At 70.3% G+C, this 18756-nt stretch carries 11 protein-coding genes and 3 pseudogenes; 8 read left to right on the top strand and 6 right to left on the bottom strand.

Annotated elements, in window-relative coordinates; genetic code table 11:
- Nucleotides 1–71 precede the first annotated feature (71 nt).
- Nucleotides 72–1799 (top strand): sensor domain-containing diguanylate cyclase, encoded by a 1728-nt coding sequence (locus RG19_RS04870; protein ID WP_058834289.1) that lies wholly within the window; start codon nucleotides 72–74, stop codon nucleotides 1797–1799.
- Nucleotides 1800–1847: 48 nt separating this feature from the next.
- Here RG19_RS04870 and RG19_RS04865 read toward each other — a convergent pair whose 3' ends face one another.
- Nucleotides 1848–2513 carry a hypothetical protein gene (locus RG19_RS04865; protein ID WP_058834288.1) on the bottom strand — a complete coding sequence of 222 codons (666 nt, stop codon included), beginning with the start codon at nucleotides 2511–2513 and terminating at the stop codon, nucleotides 1848–1850.
- A 95-nt stretch (nucleotides 2514–2608) separates the two neighbouring features.
- On the opposite strand from RG19_RS04865, the gene trxA reads away from it, so the two are divergent.
- From trxA to RG19_RS04845, 4 genes and pseudogenes are all read left to right on the top strand, one after another.
- Nucleotides 2609–3478, top strand: coding sequence for a thioredoxin (gene trxA / locus RG19_RS04860; RefSeq protein WP_058834287.1), 870 nt, complete (start codon nucleotides 2609–2611; stop codon nucleotides 3476–3478).
- 68 nt (nucleotides 3479–3546) lie between these two features.
- The gene (locus RG19_RS04855; protein WP_058836413.1) at nucleotides 3547–3999 is read left to right on the top strand and encodes a DUF4442 domain-containing protein; all 453 of its coding nucleotides are present in this window, start codon (nucleotides 3547–3549) and stop codon (nucleotides 3997–3999) included.
- A 108-nt stretch (nucleotides 4000–4107) separates the two neighbouring features.
- On the top strand, nucleotides 4108–6147 hold the full coding sequence (locus RG19_RS18360) for a bifunctional serine/threonine-protein kinase/formylglycine-generating enzyme family protein (protein WP_058834286.1): 2040 nt from the start codon (nucleotides 4108–4110) through the stop codon (nucleotides 6145–6147).
- Nucleotides 6148–6155: 8 nt separating this feature from the next.
- Nucleotides 6156–6821, top strand: a pseudogene (locus RG19_RS04845) (DUF502 domain-containing protein); the annotation flags it as partial.
- A 179-nt stretch (nucleotides 6822–7000) separates the two neighbouring features.
- Here the strand turns inward: RG19_RS04845 and RG19_RS04840 are convergent.
- Complete coding sequence (locus RG19_RS04840; protein ID WP_058834285.1) at nucleotides 7001–8347, bottom strand: DEAD/DEAH box helicase; 1347 nt, start codon at nucleotides 8345–8347, stop codon at nucleotides 7001–7003.
- Between the two features lie 411 nt (nucleotides 8348–8758).
- Here RG19_RS04840 and RG19_RS04835 point away from each other — a divergent pair, with 411 nt between their 5' ends.
- From RG19_RS04835 to RG19_RS04825, 3 genes are all read left to right on the top strand, one after another.
- Nucleotides 8759–10606: a monovalent cation:proton antiporter-2 (CPA2) family protein gene (locus tag RG19_RS04835; protein WP_058834284.1), complete on the top strand. Its 1848-nt coding sequence runs from the start codon at nucleotides 8759–8761 to the stop codon at nucleotides 10604–10606.
- Between the two features lie 311 nt (nucleotides 10607–10917).
- Complete coding sequence (locus RG19_RS04830; protein WP_058834283.1) at nucleotides 10918–13020, top strand: M13 family metallopeptidase; 2103 nt, start codon at nucleotides 10918–10920, stop codon at nucleotides 13018–13020.
- Nucleotides 13021–13192: 172 nt separating this feature from the next.
- Nucleotides 13193–15202, top strand: coding sequence for a M13-type metalloendopeptidase (locus RG19_RS04825; RefSeq protein ID WP_058834282.1), 2010 nt, complete (start codon nucleotides 13193–13195; stop codon nucleotides 15200–15202).
- Nucleotides 15203–15258: 56 nt separating this feature from the next.
- Here RG19_RS04825 and rlmKL read toward each other — a convergent pair.
- The 4 genes and pseudogenes from rlmKL to RG19_RS04810 all read right to left on the bottom strand — a co-directional run.
- Nucleotides 15259–16479: pseudogene (gene rlmKL / locus RG19_RS18475) on the bottom strand (bifunctional 23S rRNA (guanine(2069)-N(7))-methyltransferase RlmK/23S rRNA (guanine(2445)-N(2))-methyltransferase RlmL); the annotation flags it as partial.
- 243 nt (nucleotides 16480–16722) lie between these two features.
- A pseudogene (locus RG19_RS18470) lies at nucleotides 16723–17565 on the bottom strand (THUMP domain-containing protein); the annotation flags it as partial.
- 104 nt (nucleotides 17566–17669) lie between these two features.
- Nucleotides 17670–18200, bottom strand: coding sequence for an alpha/beta hydrolase (locus RG19_RS04815; RefSeq protein ID WP_058834280.1), 531 nt, complete (start codon nucleotides 18198–18200; stop codon nucleotides 17670–17672).
- Nucleotides 18197–18715, bottom strand: coding sequence for an MOSC domain-containing protein (locus RG19_RS04810; protein ID WP_058834279.1), 519 nt, complete (start codon nucleotides 18713–18715; stop codon nucleotides 18197–18199). Before RG19_RS04810 ends, RG19_RS04815 begins: the two co-directional genes overlap by 4 nt.
- Nucleotides 18716–18756 lie beyond the last annotated feature (41 nt).

Genomic DNA, 18756 nt, shown 5'->3' with positions numbered 1-18756 from the left:
GCGCCGGGCCAGCCGCACACAATCCCGTGAGTTCAACAACTTGGCGCGCACTCACGGGTAGACTGCCGCTCATGTCCCTCGCCCGTCCCCGACTGCGCTCCCTGCGCAGCAGACAGCTCCGGCTCCCATCGGTCCTGGTCGCGCTGGCGCTGCTGCTGGGCGCCGGCATCGCAGCGGTCGTCGGGGTGCGCAACCTGGAAGCGGCCAACCGCTCGCTGGAACACACCTACCGGGTGATCAACCTTCTGGTCTCCACCGAGGCGGCCCTGCACATGGCCGAGGCCAGCGCCCGCGGTTACCGGATCACCGCGCGGGACAACTTCCGACCGATGTTCTTCGAGGCCACCACCCGCGCGGCGCGGCAGGCCGACGAACTGGCGGTCCTCACCCGCGACAACCCGACCCAGCACACCCGCGCCGGCCAGTACGCCTCGGCGGTCCGCGAACACCTCCAGGCCATAGAGATCCTCATGGACCTGCCCGCCGTGGACGCGCTGACGGAGGCGGAGCGCGAACGCCGGATCGACCAGAGCGTGAGCCGGATGGAGCGCCTGGGCGTCCTGAGCCGCCAGATCATGGCCGCCGAATCCGATCTTCTTCAGGTCCGGCAGCAGCACAGCGAACGCGAAGCCACCCTGCTGGTCGTCTTCGTCGTCCTGGCGCTGTCGGTCGCGCTCGCCCTGCTCGGCCTGCTGGTCTGGGGGTTGTTGCGCGAGAACCGGCGCAGCCTGCAACTGGAGCGCGAGGCCCGGACCGCCGTCGGCGACCTGCAGCGTTCGCTCGCCGCGCGCGATGCGCTGTCCGAACAGCGTCGCGCGCAGAGCGTCTACGCCGGCATGTTGCAGAGCTGCCAGACCCGCGACGAGATCATGGCCCTGACCGCACGCACCATCACCGAGATCGTGCCGGGTGCGAACGGACGCTGTTACCTGTCGCGCGCCTCGCGCAACTTCCTCGAAAGCGTCGGCGGTTTCGGTGAGCGGATCATCAGCAACGACGACGTGCTGCTGCAGGACCAGTGCTGGGCCCTGCGCCGCGGCCAGCCGCACTACATCCGCGGCCGCAGTGGCGGCCTGCGCTGTGCCCACGTGGATCCGGATGCGCCAGTGGAGGGGATCTCCACGCTGTGCGTGCCCCTCGTCGCCCAGGGCAACGCGCTGGGCCTGCTGCACGTCAGCGCCCCCAGCAGCCCGACAGCGGACGAAGACAACGATGCGGCCATCATCATTTCGATCGCCGAACAGATGGGCATGGCGCTGGCCAACCTGCAACTGCGCGAAACCCTGCGCGTGCAATCGATCCGCGACCCGCTGACCGGCCTGTTCAACCGGCGCTATCTGGAAGAGAACCTCTCCCGCGAGATGCTGCGCTGCGAACGCCGTCGCCTGCCGTTGTCGCTGCTGATGCTCGATATCGATCACTTCAAGCGCTTCAACGACCGCCACGGACACGCGGCCGGCGACGCCCTGCTCGCCCACGTCGGCCAGTCGCTGCGGACGCTGGTGCGCAGCGAGGACATCCCCTGCCGCTACGGCGGCGAGGAATTCACCATCGTGATGCCCGAGACCGACGCCGCCACCGCGATCCAGCGGGCGGAGGAGATCCGCCAGGCGATCGCCGGGTCCAGCATCCTGCACATGGGCAAACCGCTGGGGCCGATCACCGCCTCCTTCGGCATCGCCACCGCCCCCGAGGACAGCACCGACCCCGAACGGCTGCAAGCGCTGGCCGACGCCACGCTCTACCGTGCGAAGGCCGCGGGGCGCAACCGGGTCCTGCATACCTCGCACACGCTCTGAGCGCCGGTTTGCCGGCGCAGTCGCCGGCGCGCGCGGACAGGGCCGGCCCTAGCCCTGCACGCGCCGCGGATGCCGCCGCCACGCCCAGGCGATCCAGCACGCCAGCCAGATCGCCAGTGCGAACCGCTGACTGAACGCTTCCGGCCACGGCCATTGCGGCCAGGACGACAACGCCACGAGAAAAGCCGCCGCGGTCCACGCCGGTATCCGCCAGTGGCGCATACCGATCAGCAGCAGGCCGGCGGCCGCGGTCAGCCACCACACCAGCCAGGACGCGGCATGGCCGCCACCGCCATCGAGGTCCTGGAGATCCAGCGACCACACGCCCTGCGCCGCTAGCGCCAGCGCGGCGATCAACAGCAGACGACTGCCGATGCGCGCGCACCATCCGCTCCAGCCGCCGCGCGCGCCCGGAGATGCGTCTGGATCCGCCCGGTCCAGGTCCCCGTAAAGCCGCCATGCCAGCAGTGCGCCCAGTGCGCCGGGCAGCACGAAGACCAGCCCGTTGTAGAGCCCCGCTGATCGCAGGCCCGCAGCGCCGGGCAGCGGCAACGGATGTTCGGCGTGGGAGAACTCCGGCCAGACCAGGACCGCCAGCACGGCGCCCGCCAGCGCCGACGCCGCGGCCACCAGAGACAGCGCGCGCGTGACCAGGAGGCCGGTCGCGACGGGACCGTAGGAGTGGGACGGACGATGTGGTGCAGGAGTTGGCATGGGCGATCGCATGGATGCGGAGCGGGCATCGGGACTTGGTTTCCTGCCGCGACGGCTCCATTGTCGGAGCTTTGCCGAGATCCAGGAACCCGCGCATGTCCGACCCGACGCCTCACGTGTTCGATGCCACCGCCGCCGATTTCGAGACGGAGGTGCTGCAGAAGTCCATGCAGACGCCGGTCCTGATCGATTTCTGGGCGACCTGGTGCGGCCCCTGCAAGACCCTCGGCCCCCTGCTCGAGAAGCTGGCCGCCGAGTACAACGGCGCCTTCGTGCTGGCCAAGGTCGATGTCGATCAGCAGCAGGAACTCGCCGCCGCCTTCCAGATCCGCTCGGTGCCGACGGTCTTCCTGCTGGTCAACGGACAGCCGGTCGACGGCTTTCCCGGCGCCCTGCCCGAAGGCCAGTTGCGCGAATTCCTGACCCGCCACGGCATCGAGCCGGCCCCGGCCGCCGACACCGATCCCGGCCACGCGGACACCGCCGCGCCGGTGGACCCTGCCGCCGAAGTCCTCCGTCTGCGCGACGCCGTGGCCGCGGAGCCGGACAAGGAGGAACTCAAGCTCGACCTGGCGCTCGCCCTGCTCCATACCGGCGAGGCCGACGAAGCCCAGCGCCTGCTCGATGCCCTGCCCGCCAATCTCGCCACCGACGACCGCAGCGTGAAGGCACGCGCCCGCCTCGGCTTTTCCGCGCTGCTCAAGGACGCGCCGTCGCGCGAGGCCCTGGAGCGCGCCGTGGCGGCCGATCCAGCCGACCTGCGGGCGCGCCATCTGCTCGGCGTGCGCGAGATCGTCGAGGGCCGACCCGAGGCCGGCCTGGAGCAGTTCCTGGACATGCTGCGACAGGACCGCGACTTCGACGAGGGCCTGCCGCGACGCAGCCTGATTGACGCATTCCGGATCATCGAGGACGCGGCCCTGGTGGGTCAGTACCGTCGGCGGATGGCCTCGCTGCTGTTCTGACCCGGGAGGCCCACCATACTCATGCGAATGGTAAGCTGGTGGCCCTGCGCCGCCAGCCCCCGAACCGCATGTCGCCTTTCGTGTTCCGCTCACTGCTCAACCTGTGGCCGCCGTTCCTGTTCACCGGCATCCACGTCACCCGACTCGATCGCGACTGGCGCACCGCTCGGGTCGAGTTGCGCATGCGGCCATGGAACCGCAACTACGTCGGCACCCACTTCGGCGGCAGCCTGTTCGCGATGACCGACCCGTTCTGGATGTTGCTGGTCATGCGGGCGCTCGGCCGCGATTACTACGTATGGGATCGCGCGGGCAACATCGAATTCATCAATCCGGGCCGCGGCGTGGTGCATGCCGAATTCCATCTCGACGACGCCACCCTCGACACGATCCGCAGCGCCACCGCGAGCGGCGAGAAGCATCTGCACTGGTTCGACACCGAGATCCTGGATGCCGCGGGCGAACCGGTGGCAAGGGTCCGCAAGCAGGTCTATGTCCGGCGCAAGCGCGATCGTCGTTGACCGACCGCACGCGCCTGCCTTCCCGCACGTCGACGGGATGGAGGCTGTGACAGGATTCACCCGTACCCGCCACCGCACCGCTATGCTTCGCATCTGACAGGGGGCGGCATGCCGGATCGCTACAGGCCCAACGACACGCGCACGCCGTTGCCGGACATCGCCGGCTATCGGCTGTTGCGCCTGATCGCCGAAGGCGGCATGTCCACGGTCTACCTCGCCCGGCAGGAGGCGCTGGGGCGCGAGGTCGCGATCAAGGTGATGCGTCCGGAAGCCCTGGCCGACGAGGTCAGCCGGCGACGCTTCGAGAACGAGGCGCGCACCATCGGCCGGCTCGACCATCCGCACATCGTCGGCATCCACCAGATCGGCCGCACCGGCGACGACCGTCCCTTCTTCGTGATGCCCTACATGCCGCGCGGGCACCTGGGCGAGCGCGACCTGCGCGACGACCCGACGCGCATCCGCGACATCCTGCGCGCGCTGCTGTCCGCGTTGGCGTACGCGCATGCCCGAGGCGTCATCCACCGCGACGTCAAGGCGGAGAACGTGCTGTTCGACGAGGCCGACCGTCCGCTTCTGGCGGATTTCGGCATCGCCCTGCGACGCGGTTACGGCAGCCGGGTGACCAGCGCCGGCCTCGCGCTGGGCAGCACCGCGTACATGGCGCCGGAACAGGCCCGGGGCGAAGAGGTCGACATGCGCGCCGACCTGTACGCCGTCGGCGTGCTGACCTGGGAAATGCTCACCGGACACCTGCCGTTCGAAGCGCAGGATGCGCTGTCGATGGCGGTGATGCATGCGCAGGATCCGATCCCGCGCCTGCCCCCTGCCCTGCGGCACTGGCAGAAGTTCATCGACCGCGCGATGGCGAAGTACCCGCTCAAGCGGTTCCACGACGCCAACGACATGCGCCAGGCGCTGGAGCATGTTCCCCGGGGCACCCAGCGCGCCTTCTCGCCGCGCGACGCGACCGTCGCCGGGCTGACCCGGATCCGGCGCCTGCCGGTCGCGGCCTGGGTCGCGCTGACGCTGATCGTCGCCGCCGGTGCGGGTATGGCGCTGCGCCAGATGGATGGCGGGCCTGCCGAGTTCTTCCGGGCGGCGACCGTGCCGCAGGAGACCGTCGTGGCGCAGGAGGAGAACGCCCGGCAAGCCTTCGAACATCCGGAGAGCGCGCTGCTGCGCGCGGCGCCGACATCGGAAGCCAGCGTGCTGATCGAGAACGCCAAGCGCCAGTTGCGCGAGCGTCGCCTCGTCGCGCCGGCCGGCGACAACGCCTACGACGGGTTGCTCGCCGTTGCCGCCGCCACCCCGGATCACCTGGAGCTGCCCGACCTCAGCGGCCGCCTGCTCGCGGCCCTGGGCACCCAGGCCGTGCAGGCGATCACCGACCGCCAGGACGACCTGGCCCGCCGCCATTTCGAGCGCATCGCGCGCCTGGCCGACGCGACCGGCCAACAGGCGCACCCGGCTCTGGCGAACCTGCGCCGGCAGGCGATCGCGGCCCTCTCGGCCCGCGCCGACGCCGCCGCCCTGCGTTTCGAACGCGAGACCGCGCACGCCACCCTGGTCCTGGCCGAGTCCGCCGCTCTCGACCCGTCCGCGTACGCCGCCCTGAAGCGCCGGGTCGACGCGATCCCCCGCGTGGGCGACACCCTGTCCGGCGACCCCGCGCAGATGACCGTGGTGCGCGACGGCGACGGCGCCTACGCGATGACCCGGCGTCCGATCAGTCGCAGCGAGTACGGACGTTTCGCCGAGGCGAGCGGGCGCTCGGTGACGTTGTGTCGCGAACGCGCGTCGGTCCTGCGCGTCCTGTCCCATCGCGACTGGACGTCGCCGGGTTTCGAGCAGGCCGACGGCGACCCGGTGGTCTGCGTGTCCTGGGACGACGCCAGCGCCTACGCGCGATGGCTGAGCGAACGCAACGGGCACCGCTACCGGCTGCCCACCGCCACCGAGGCCGACGCCGCCGCACCCGTCCAGGCCGGCGAGCGTGCCGTCGCGGAATGGCTGCTGGACTGCGACAACGGCTGCGAACGCCGCCGGGTGCGCGGCGACAGCTGGCGCCGCGGCGAGCAGGAGCGCGCCCGCGACGTCAACCGCGGTTACGACGATGTCGGCTTCCGCCTGATCCGGGAACCGTAGACGTCTCCATGTCCGAATCGATCTCCTTCGCCCGCCGCCTGCAGCGGCTGTTTCTCGCCGGCCTGCTGACCCTGCTGCCGATCTGGCTGACCTGGGTGGTGGTGAAGTTCGTGTTCGTCCTGCTGAGCAACATCAGCCTGCCGTGGGTGGCGCCGCTGTCGGAGCGGATCGCGGACGTGTTCCCGGACGGCGCCGGCTGGGCCAACGCCTTGTGGGTGCAGAACGCCATCGCCCTGCTGGCCACCGTGGTGGCGATCCTGGCGGTCGGCTGGCTGACCCGTCGCGTCGTCGGCCAGACCCTGTTGCGCTGGCTGGAGCGCCTGATCGCGCGCGTGCCGCTGGCCAGCACCATCTACGCCAGCGCCCGCAAGCTGCTCGACATCCTGCAGACCAAGCCGGGCACGACCCAACGCGTGGTGCTGATCGACTTCCCCCACGACCAGATGAAATCGATCGGCCTGGTCACCCGGGTCATGCACGAGGCGGGTACCGGCCGCGAACTGGCGGCGGTTTACGTACCGACCACGCCGAACCCCACGTCGGGCTATCTGGAAGTCGTGCCGGTGGAAAAGCTCACGCCCACCGACTGGACCGTGGACCAGGCGATGAGCTTCATCATTTCCGGCGGCGCCTCGGCGCCCGACACCATTCCGTTCGCACCGCCCGCCGCCCGGTCCAGCTCCGCATCCGGCCAGGATCCCGACGCGACGGACACGGCCGCGCACTCGTCTCGCCCGCGTTGAGGCATTCCGCAACCCGGCACCGACCGCCCCCGATACGCGAACGGGCGGATCCGGTACGACCGGACCCGCCCGCCTGACCTCGATGGATCGCTCAGGCGATCCGGCAGGTATCAGCCCTGCGCGCCGCCGCCCGCGTGACGCCGACGCCGTGGGCCACGCTCGCCGTCCCCACGCGGCTGACGCGGGCCGGCATGCCCCTGCGCACCGCGCTCCTGCGGCTTGCCGTGCCCACGGGCACCCGGCTTGCGCTGCGGACGCGGCCCACCACCGCCGCCCGGGCGCTTCGGTCCACGCGGCATGGGGCCGTCGAGACGCAGCGGCTGGGTCGGCGCATAGCCCTCGACCTCCTCCATCGCGATCTCGGCCTTGAGCATCTTCTGCACATCGCGCAGCAGGCCGGCCTCGTCGGCCGACACCAGCGACAGCGCCTCGCCGCTCGCACCGTTGCGGCCGGTACGGCCGATCCGGTGCACGTAGTCCTCGGCGACCATCGGCAGATCGTGGTTGATGACCAGCGGCAGGTTCGGGATGTCGAGCCCGCGCGCGGCCACGTCGGTGGCGACCAGGATGCGCGCCTTGCCGGCCTTGAACGCATCCAACGCCTTCTGCCGCTGCGCCTGGCTCTTGTTGCCGTGGATCGCCACCGCGGTCAGTCCCGCCTTGTCCAACTGCTCGGCCAGCCGGTTGCAGCCATGCTTGGTCTTGCCGAACACCAGCACCTGGTCGGTATGGCGACGGCTCAGCAGATCGATCAACAGATCGCGCTTGCGCGAAGCATCCACCGGATGCGCACGGTGCACGATGGTTTCGGCGATGGTGTTGTTGGCGGCCACCTGTACCTGCTGCGGGTCGCGCATGAACTCCAGCGCCAGCGCCTTGATGCGGGCCTCGAACGTGGCCGAGAACAGCAGCGTCTGCCGCTGCGCCGGCACCCGGGCGAGGATCCGCTTCATGCTCGGCAGGAACCCCATGTCGAGCATGCGGTCCGCCTCGTCGAGCACCAGCATCTCGACCGCGTCGAGCTTGGCGTGGCCGGTCTGCATGTGATCGAGCAGGCGGCCCGGACAGGCCACGAGAATGTCGACACCACGGCGCAGGTTCTCGATCTGCGGCTGCATGCCCACGCCGCCGAACAGCATGGTCACGTTGAGGCGCAGATGGCGGCCATAGGTCTTGAGGCTGTCGGCGACCTGCACCGCCAGTTCGCGGGTCGGCACGAGCACCAGGGCACGCGGCTTGCGCGGCCCCTTGGCCGGAGTGAGCTTGGACAGCCGCTGCAGCAGCGGCAGGCTGAAGGCGGCGGTCTTGCCGGTGCCGGTCTGGGCACCGCCGAGCAGATCGTGCCCGGACAACACCAGCGGAATGGCCTGGGCCTGGATCGGCGTCGGCTGGGTGTAGCCGGCGTCGGCCAGCGCACGCAGCAACGCGGGCGAAAGCCCGAGGGTTTCGAACGTCATGAAGCGATCTCCTGAAGCGAACGCGCGCACGCGGCCGGGATCTCCGGCCGACATGGCGCGAGGCCGTCCCCGCGCTATCCGGTACCGCGCTGCGGGTGACGTGGATGACAGCCTGGAAGGCTTCCGGGCCGTGTCTGCGCGACGACGGACGTGCGGGATGGACCGGGCGCGAAGCCGCGTGACCACCAGGATCGTCGCTGCCGGAGCAGGGACAGCCGTGTCGCAGAACCCCGCCATTGTACGCCATACGGACCGCTTGCCGGACGCCCGATGCCGGGATATCGATCTGTGCTCTCGATCTGTGCCACGATCGGTTCATCATTGGCAGGCCCGGCATCACGTCATGAAGCCCATTCCCCAGGCGGTGTCCATGCCGCCGCCCGCCTGCCGCCACCTGCCGGGAGTCGCCTGATGGCCGCCGGTGCCGAGAGCCATCAACTGCTCAATGCCGTGGCCCTGCTGGGCGCGGCCGTGGTGGCCGTGCCGCTGTTCCGCTGGCTGGGCCTGGGCTCGGTCCTGGGCTACCTCTGCGCCGGCCTGGTGGTCGGACCGTTCGGCTTCGCGCTGTTCGCGGATCCCGAGGCGATCCTGCATTTCGCCGAACTGGGCGTGGTGATGTTCCTGTTCGTGATCGGACTGGAAATGCGGCCGTCGCACCTGTGGGGCCTGCGCCGGCAGATCTTCGGCCTGGGCGCGCTGCAGATCGGCAGCTGCAGCGCCGCGCTGACCGCCATCGCCTGGCTCTTCGGCATGCCGTTGGCGGCGGCCTTCGTCGGCGCCACCGGTTTCGTGCTCACCTCCACCGCGATCGTCATGCAATTGCTCGCCGAGCGCGGCGACATCGCCCAGCCTCGCGGGCAGAAGATCGTGTCCGTCCTGTTGTTCGAGGACCTGTTGATCGTACCGCTGCTGGCGGTGGTGGCGCTGATGTCGCCGTTGCCCGCGGACACCGGCGCAGGCGGGCGGGCGGCGGGCATCCTGATCGCGGCGATGTCGCTGGCCGCGCTGGTCGCCGCCGGTCTGTATCTGCTCAACCCCCTGTTCCGCCTGCTGGCCAAGACCGGTGCGCGCGAGGTCATGACGGCCGCCGCCCTGCTGGTGGTCCTCGGCGCTGCGCTGCTCATGGACATGGGTGGCCTGTCCACCGCGATGGGCGCCTTCCTGGCCGGCGTCCTGCTCTCCGAGTCCACCTTCAGGCACCAGCTCGAAACCGACATCGAGCCGTTTCGCGGGCTGTTGCTCGGGCTGTTCTTCATCGCCGTGGGCATGGCGCTGAACCTGTCGGTGGTCGCCGAGAACTGGCAGCTGATCGCCCTGCTCGTCCCGGCGATGATGCTCGCCAAGGCACTGTGCATCTACCTGGTCGCGCGCGCGCTGGATTCCTCGCACGACGAAGCGCTCGACCGCGCAGTGCTGATGGCGCAGGGCGGCGAGTTCGCCTTCGTGCTCTACGCGGCCGCCAGCAGCGCCGGCGTGATCGACGCGCCGACCAACAACAACTTCACTGCGGTGGTGGTCATTTCGATGGCGCTGACGCCCCTGGCCGTCCTGGCGCTCAAGCATTTCAGGAAGCAGGCCCCGCCGTCGCTGGACGGGATCGAGGAAGTCCACGAGCAATCCGGTTCGGTGCTGATCATCGGCTTCGGCCGTTTCGGCCAGGTCATGAGCCAGGCGCTGCTGGCGCGGGATGTGGACGTGACCATCATCGACATCGATGTCGACCGCATCCGCAGCGCGACCCGATTCGGCTTCAAGCTCTACTACGGCGACGGCACCCGCCTGGACGTGCTGCGCACCGCCGGTGCCGGCCAGGCACGCGCGATCGCCGTCTGCGTGGACGACCGTCGGGCAGCCAACCTGATCGTCGAACTGGCCACCCACAACTTCACGCAGGCCAAGCTGCTGGTGCGCTCCTACGACCGCCGGCACTCGCTCGAGCTCGCCAGCGCCGGCGTGGACTACCAGGTGCGGGAGACGTTCGAATCCGCCGTCCTGTTCGGTGAAGCCGCCCTGCGCGAGCTCGGCGTCGATCCCGACGAGGCCGCCGAGATCGCCGCCGAGGTCCGTCGCCTCGACGAAGAACGCTTCGATCTGGAAATGGCCGCCGGCGCCGACGTCCGTGCCGGGATGAAGATCATGCGGACCAACACCGGCTTCAACCCGCAGCCGACACCCTTCACTCCCCCGCGCCGCAAAAGCCAGGCGCTGAACAGCGGCGCCGAAGCGGCCTCGGAATCCCCGGAACGGACCGCGGACTAGGCGCGCCCCGCCTGGGCTGAAGCGCCCGTTCCAGAACGCCAGCGGCCGAAGCGCCCAGGCGGCGCCGAGGCATGCCGGTGCCGGCCGTGGATGCACCGCTCCGACCGGAGGGTCCCCGCCCGAATGGGGACTTTGCCTCATCGGGCACACCGGATGGCCGCACCTGGCGGATCGGTGCGGGCAGATGCCGAGGACGCTCACGCATGACCTTCGACACCCATCGCCCGCGGTGCGACAGGCGTAGATTGCGCGGATGCCCGGTCCAGGGCCCCTTTTCCATCCGACGGCCCTCACGGGCGGAGTCCACCCCTATGCCGAAGCTCCCCAAGCTGCTCACCCTCTCGCTGGCCGTCTCGCTGTCGCTGGCCGCCTGCAACCGCGACCCTGCGCCCGCGACCGGCGCACAAGGCGCCGCATCCGATCCCGCGGCGAACGCACTGAGCCTCGACGAGGCCAGCCTGCCGCCGGTCAACCGCTTCCAGGCCAGCGATCTCGACCCGGGCGTCGCTGCGTGCCAGGACTTCGACGCCCATGCCAACGGCCGCTGGCTGGCGGACCATCCGATCCCCGGCGATCGCACCACCTGGGGCTCGTTCGAAATGCTGGTCGAGCGCTCCCTGGCGGCCCAGCGCCAGCTCGCCGAGCAGGCCGCGGCCGATCCCGACGCCTCGGGCGTGGAGAAGATCGTCGGTGACTTCTGGGCCACCGGGATGGACGAGGCCGCCATCGAGGCGCAGGGCCTGACCCCGATCCAGTCCCATCTCGATGCCATCGACGCGCTGGCCGACGGTCCCGCCGTCGCCGAATACCTGCGCGCCGCCGCCTCGCGCGGCGAGGGCCTGGTGTTCGGCTTCGGCCCGAACGCCGATTTCGCCGACTCCACGGTCAACATCGCCTACGCCTCGCAAGGCGGCCTCGGCCTGCCCGACAAGACCTACTACTTCGAGGCCAACCACGCCGACAAGCTCGCGGCCTACGGACAACACGTCGCCCGCGTGCTCGAGCTGTCGGGCGTACCCGCGGCCGAAGCCGCCGGGCAGGCGGAACAGGTCGTCGCCCTCGAGACCCGGCTGGCCGACAAGTCGCGCTCGCGGGTGGAGCTCTCGCGCGACGCGTCGCTGTACTACAACCCGGTCAGCCCCGCCGACGCCGACGCGCTCACGCCCAACTTCCCGTGGACCGCGTTCTTCGAATCGCAGGATGTCGAGGTGCCGACGATGTTCTCGCTGGCGATGCCCGAATTCCACCAGGAAGTCAGCGCGATGCTGGCCGACGTGCCGGTCGAGACCTGGAAGGCCTATCTGCGCTTCCACACCGTCGACGACGCCTCGCCCTACCTGGCCGAAGCCTTCGCGCAGGAAAACTACGCCTTCTACGGCCGCACCCTGCGCGGCCAGCAGGACATCGAGCCGCGCTGGAAGCGCACCCTCGCCACGCTCAACGACGGTGCCGGCGAGACGCTGGGGCAGCTCTACGTCGGCGCCGCCTTCTCGGCCGATTCCAAGGCGCGCATGGAGCAACTCGTCGACAACCTCCGCCAGGCCCTGCGTGCGCGTCTGGAAGGACTGGAGTGGATGAGCGACGACACCAAGCGCAAGGCGATGGCGAAGTGGGAGACGTTCACCCCCAAGATCGGCTATCCGGACGCCTGGCGCGACTGGAGCGGCCTGGAGACGGGACGCGACAGCTACATCGGCAATGTATTGGCGGCACGCGAGTTCGATTACCGCTGGAACCTGTCGAAGATCGGTGAGACCGTGGATCCGAACGCGTGGTTCATGCCGCCGCAGACGGTCAACGCCTACTACAACCCGCAGGCCAACGAGATCGTGTTCCCGGCGGCGATCCTGCAGCCGCCGTTCTTCGATCCCGAGGCCGACGACGCCATGAACTACGGCGGCATCGGCGCGGTGATCGGTCACGAGATGATCCACGGCTACGACGACCAGGGCAGCCGCTTCGGTCCGACCGGCAACTTCGAGAACTGGTGGACCGAGGCCGACGCGGCCGGGTTCAAGACCCTCACCGATCGCCTCGTCGCGCAGTTCGACGGCTACGAGGCCGCCGACGGCGAGCACGTCAACGGCAGCCTGACCCTGGGCGAGAACATCGCCGACCTCGGCGGGTTGGCCGTCGCCTTCGACGCGTTGCAGCAGGCCCGCCAGGGTCAGGACGACCCGATGGTCGACGGCTTGAGCCAGGACCAGCGCTTCTTCCTGAACTGGGCGACCGTCTGGCGCCGCAACTTCACCCCCGAGGAGCTGCGCGTCCGCCTGGCCACCGACCCGCACGCGCCGGCACGCTTCCGGGCCATCGGCGCGCCGTCCAACCTGCCGGCATTCGCGGCGGCGTTCTCGTGTCAGCCGGGCGACGCCATGGTCCGCGATGGAAACGAGCGCATCGTGATCTGGTGACGCCCGCCGCCACGCGGCACGTTCCTAAGGAAAAAGCCCGGCAGTGCCGGGCTTTTTTCGTTTTCGCCGACCGTCTGCGGCGGCCTGCGGCTTGCTAGACTTCGCGCCACCCGCGGCACTGCCGCCAGGACGCCACACGCAGCCACGGAGCTCGCTGATGCCGATCGACCGCATGACCGCTTTCGCCCGCCCCACCCTTCTCGCCGTGGGCATCGCCCTGCTGGTGGGCATCGTCCCCGACGCCGATGCGCAACGCCGCGGCAGCGCACCGCGGACGCCGCCCGGGCCGACCGCCTGCACCGATTTCTACAGCTTCCACAACAAGGACTGGCTGGCCGCAACCCCGGCACCGGCACGCGGTACCGTCAGCGCGCTGGGCGAACTGCGACAGCTGGCCCAGCGCCAGCAGATCGAGCTCCTGCAGGCCGCACAGCAGCCCCAGAACGACGTGCAGCGCGTGCTCGGCGATTTCTGGGCCAGCGGCATGAACGAAGCCGCGGTCGAAGCCGAAGGCGCGCAGCCGATCGCGCAGCTGCTCGGCCAGATCGACGGTATCCGTCGCGTCCGCCAGATTCCTGCGGTCATCGCCGGCCTGCACCAGATCGGCATCCCGGTGCTGTTCAACTTCAGCGCCGACCTCGACCTCGCCGACCCGACGCGCCACATCGGCTACTTCACCCAGGGCGGGCTGGGATTGCCCGATCCGGCCTACTACACCCGCCCCGATGCCGAGAGCCAGGCACTGCTGGTGCGTTATCGCGACGAGTACATCATTCCGATCCTGCGCCTGACCGGCGTCTCGGAAGAGGACGCGGCCGATGCCGCCGCCCAGGTGCTGGACCTGGAAATGCGCATCGCGCAGAAGTCGCGCGACGTGCTCACCGCGCGCGATCCGAAGAACAACTACGCGCTGGCGCCGGTGCGCGACACCGATCGTCGCTATCGCCGCCTGCAGCTGACCGGGTTCCTCAAGACGCAGGGCGTCGAGGACGAGAACATCTCGCTGGCCAATCCCGAACTGTTCGCCGAGCTCGACGCACTGGTCGGTGCACTGCCCGTTCCGCAGTGGCAGCACTACCTGCGCTTCCACCTCGGCGCCACGGTCGCGCCTTACCTGTCGCAACCGTGGCGCGATGCCGACTACGCCTTCCGCGGGCAGATCCTGCGCGGCGAGGCGCAGCCGGACTCGCGCGAAGTGCAGGTGCTCGAAGCGATCGACCGCGCCGCGGGGCCGCTGTTGGCCCGCGAGTACGTGGCCCGTCACCTGTCGTCCGGCACCCGGGCGCGAGCCGAGATCATTGCCGACCAGGTGCGCGACGCGCTGCTGGACGGCATCGAGCGCAGCAGTTGGCTGAGCGCACAGGCCAAGACCGAAGCCAAGGCCAAGGTCGAAGCGCTGCGCATCGACATCGGCGCCCCGAACGAGGACCTGACCGCTGCACTGCCGGCCATGGACCGCGCCAGCTTCGGCACCAACATGCTGCAGGCCTCGGCCTGGCGTCACCGCGAGGAAATGCAGCGCATCGGCCGCACCGACGTGCCGCGGCGCTGGGACGTGCTGCCGCAGCACCCCGCGCTCGCCTACGACATCGTGCAGAACCGACTGCTGGTGACCGCCGCGGTGCTGCAGCCGCCGGTGCTCGACATGACCCGCGAAGGCCCTGCCCACTACGGTGCCTACGGCGCGCTGGTCGGCCACGAACTCGGCCGCAGCGTCGACGTGCGCGGTCGCGCGGTCGATGCGCAAGGCGAGATCCGCGATTGGTGGAGCCAGGCCGACCGCAATGGCTGGGACGGCATCACCTCGGTGCTGGCACGGCAGTACTCCGCATTCCCCTACCCCGGTCTGACCGCCGTCAGCGTGGACGGCGAGCGCACCCGCGACGAGAACGCCGCCGACCTGGCCGGCGTGGAACTCGCCTGGCAGGCCTTCAGCACCGCGGTTCCGGACCCCGAGGAGACGCAGGCACAGCAGTTCTTCGCCGCCTGGGCGGAGCTGTGGCGTCAGCAGAGCGCGGCGTTCGCCGCCACCCGTGCCGCGCAGGAGGCGCCCAACGCACCGGGTCAGTGGCGCGTCAACGGTCCGCTGACCAATCTGCCGGCGTTCGGCGCGGCGTTCTCCTGCAAGGCCGACACGCCGATGCAGCGCGCGGAGGACGACCAGGTCACGATCTGGCGCTGAACCAAGCCTCATCGCGCCATGCAACGGAAGAAGGGAGCCATCGGCTCCCTTCTTCGTCAGCGCCGCTGCAATCGCCAGGCGCGATGGATGCGCGGGTTGCGTGCGAAGTCCGGGGGGATGGTCGCGGCACTGATCTCCTCGCAGACCGCGAACACCTCGACCTCGTCGGCACTCAGGCGGAAACGACGGAAGTTGTTGCTGAAGTACAGCACCCCGCCGGGTGCCAGCCGCGCCACCGCGGCACGCAGCAGGCGCACGTGTTCGCGCTGGATGTCGAAATCGTCGGCACGCGCGGAGTTGGAGAACGTCGGCGGGTCGCAGAAGATCAGGTCGTACTCGCCGCGTTCGGCCTCCAGCCAGTGCAGCGCATCGGCCTGTACCAGCCGGTGTGCGGGGCCGCCGATCCCGTTGGCCGCCAGATTGTCGGCGAGCCACTGCAGGTAGGTGCCCGACAAGTCGACGCTGGTGGTCTGCACCGCGCCGCCGACGGCGGCCTGCACCGTGGCCGCCCCGGTGTAGCAGAACAGATTGAGGAACCGTCTGCCGTCGGCCTCCTGCGCGATGCGCGCACGCAACGGGCGATGATCGAGGAACAGCCCGGTGTCGAGATAATCGAACAGGTTGACCTGCAGCACGGCATCGCCCTCGCGTACTCGCAGGAACTCGCTGCGCGCATCGAAACGACCGTACTTGCTGCCGCCCTTGCCCTTCGCACGGGTTTTCACCGCGACCCGCTCGCGCGGCACGCCGAACACATCGCGTGCGGCGGCCAGCAGGTCCGCCAGGCGCCGGCGTGTCACGTGCTCGGGAATCTCGGCCGGCGCGGCGTACTCCTGCACATGCAGCCAGGGCGCATCCGGGGTATCGAGCGGCGTGTAGACGTCGATCGCGGCGGCGTACTCGGGCAGGTCCGCATCGTAGGCGCGATAGCAGTCGACCCCGTCCTGGCTCCGCCAACGCCGGCTCGCCTTCTGGGTCTTGCGCAGACGGTTGGCGACCATCTGCGCGCCCTCCGACAACGGCCGCGGCGCGGCGTCCTCGCGGACCGGCTCGGCCACCGGATCGACCACGATCAGGCTGCACTCCAGCGCACCGTTGAACACCTTGTAGCGTTTGCGCGCGCGCAGGCCGGTGGCACGGGCAAGCTCGTCGTCGCCGCACAGCAGGCTGGCGCGCCAGCCGGGCACCACGCGCTGCAGGGTACGGCCCAATGCCCGGTAGAGCGCGGGGTCCGCGGCGAGGCGGGCGTCGTAGGGCGGGTTCGCCACGACGAGACCGGCAGGCGGCGGAGCGGCGGCCTCGGGTCTGGATGCATCGGCATCGCGGTGTCCGGACCGGTCGGAGCCTTGTTCGCGGCGACCGCCGTCCACATCGAGCGGATCCTGCGCAGCGGCCGCCACGGCCTCGGGCGTGGGGACCGCGGCTGGACCGGAAGCACCGGCCACGGGCAGATCGGACGATGCCAGGCTGCCCATGTCGGCCACGCGCAGGTCGAGCGCGTGCGCGACGCCGGCCCGCTCCGCATTGTCGCGGGCAGCGGCGATCGCCTGCGGATCGAGATCGGTGCCGAGAAAGCGCGGCGTCAGCGCAGCGAGTCCGACCTGAGCGCGTTGGGTGGCATCGTCGTACAGCGCACGCCATTGGGTGCGGTCGAAACCGGTCCAGCGGCTCGGGGGCAGGCCCGGCACATCGTCGCGCTGGAGCCCCGGCGCCACATCCGCCGCGATCAGCGCCCCCTCGATCAGCAGCGTGCCGCTGCCGCACATGGGATCGAGCAGGGCCGCGCCCTGCCCGTGCAATCGTCCCCAGCCGCCGCGAGCCAGGACCGCCGCCGCCAAAGTCTCCTTCAACGGCGCTTCATGGCGCGCCTGACGCCAGCCGCGACGGTGCAGCGGGCCGCCGCCGAGATCGACCGACAGCAACGCCCGGCCCTTCCGCACCACCAGGCTCAGGCGCAGGTCCGGCGCGTCGAGATCGACATCGGGGCGGGTGCCGTCGTGGGCGCGTATCGCGTCGACCACGGCGTCCTTCACCCGCTGTGCGGCGTAACGGGCATGGGTGATGGCGTCGCCGGAGACGTGCGCATCCACCGCGAGCGTCATGCCCGGCGACAGGTGCTCCTGCCACGGCACCGCGCGCGCGCCGGCGTAGAGCGCGGCCTCGTCCGGACAGTCGTACTCGGCCAGCGGCCACAGGACCCGGCTGGCGATACGCGACCACAGCACCGCCCGTTGCGCGTCCTCCGGCGAGCCCTCGACGTTCACCCCGGCCACGGCCGCGGTCGCCCGTTCGCAGCCCAGCGCGAGCAGTTCGTCGGCAAGCAGGTATTCGAGGCCTTTGGCGCAGCTGGCGAAGAACTTCATCTCGGGTCCGGACACGGGGAACGCGCATTGTCGCCGATGCGGCGTCCCGCACGCGCATGCGCGCGCATCGATGCGCGGTTGCGGCCGCGCGCAGGCGCGATCAGTCAGAGTGCGGCCAACAGCCGCGCGAACGCCTCCGCCGAGGCCTCGACGTGCGCGGCCAGCCGATGACCATCGTCGACCAGCAGCAACGCTGCGCGCCGCGCAGACGCCCACGCGACGACATCCGCCGCCGGGATCAGCTCGTCGCCCCAGCCGTGCACGACCGACACCGGCACCGCCGCGGCTTCCAGCGGTGGCGCCTCTCCCATGCGCACCGGAGGCGCCATCAGGAACATCCCGGCGACAGGCACCTGCAGCGAGACCCGGCCGGAGATCCACGCCCCCAGGCTCGAACCGGCCAGCACCACCGGTCCGCGCGCGGCCGCATCCTGGGCCAGCGTCTGCAGGCGGGCGAGCCGGGCTGCCACATCGCCGAACCGGCTCACGTCGCGACGCGCGTCGAGATCGGTGTAGTCGGGCCGTTCGTGGCTCCATCCCAGGCGCTCGGCCACTTCGGCCAGCGCGGTGACCTTGGCGGCATCGGGTCCGCTTTCGAACCCGTGCGACAGGATGCAATGACCGCATGCGCTCACGCCGAAGCCCCGGCGGCATCGAGATGGACGACCGCGTCACCGACGCGCAGCACGCCGCCCTCGACGACGCGCGCGCACAGACCGCCCATGCCGCGCATCGCGTTGTAGCCACCTGCGCCCAGGGTGGCCTCCATGCGCGAACACGGATCGCAGGGATCGGTGCCTTCGAGAACGACGTCGCCGATCCGGAACCGTTGTCCCTTCAGCGCGATCAGCGGGATGCCGGCCACCACGACATTGCGTCGCAGGCGTGCCGGCGCGAGGTCCGGCACCCGGGCCAGCGCGGCGATCGCGGCCAGATGCTCGGCCTGGATCAAGGTCACCCCGCGCTTGCCGCTGCCGCCTGCGTAGCGATCGCCTTCGAGACCGCCGCCGGCCCGGGCGGTGGCCGCCCCGACCTCGATCATGTCCACATCGCGGGCCGGGCGCAGGCCGAGCCAATCGACGCGACCGGGCACGGGAAAACAGGTCATCAGCCGATACAGATCGGAACCGGGCGGAGGCAGTCTGGTCATCCGCCGAATGCTAGCAGCGGGCATCGCGCGCCGTCTCGGCC

Origin of the sequence: Luteimonas abyssi, from assembly GCF_001482195.1 — a bacterium.
In the GTDB taxonomy this organism is placed as follows: domain Bacteria; phylum Pseudomonadota; class Gammaproteobacteria; order Xanthomonadales; family Xanthomonadaceae; genus Luteimonas; species Luteimonas abyssi.
This window is presented reverse-complemented; position numbering and strand designations above follow the sequence as displayed.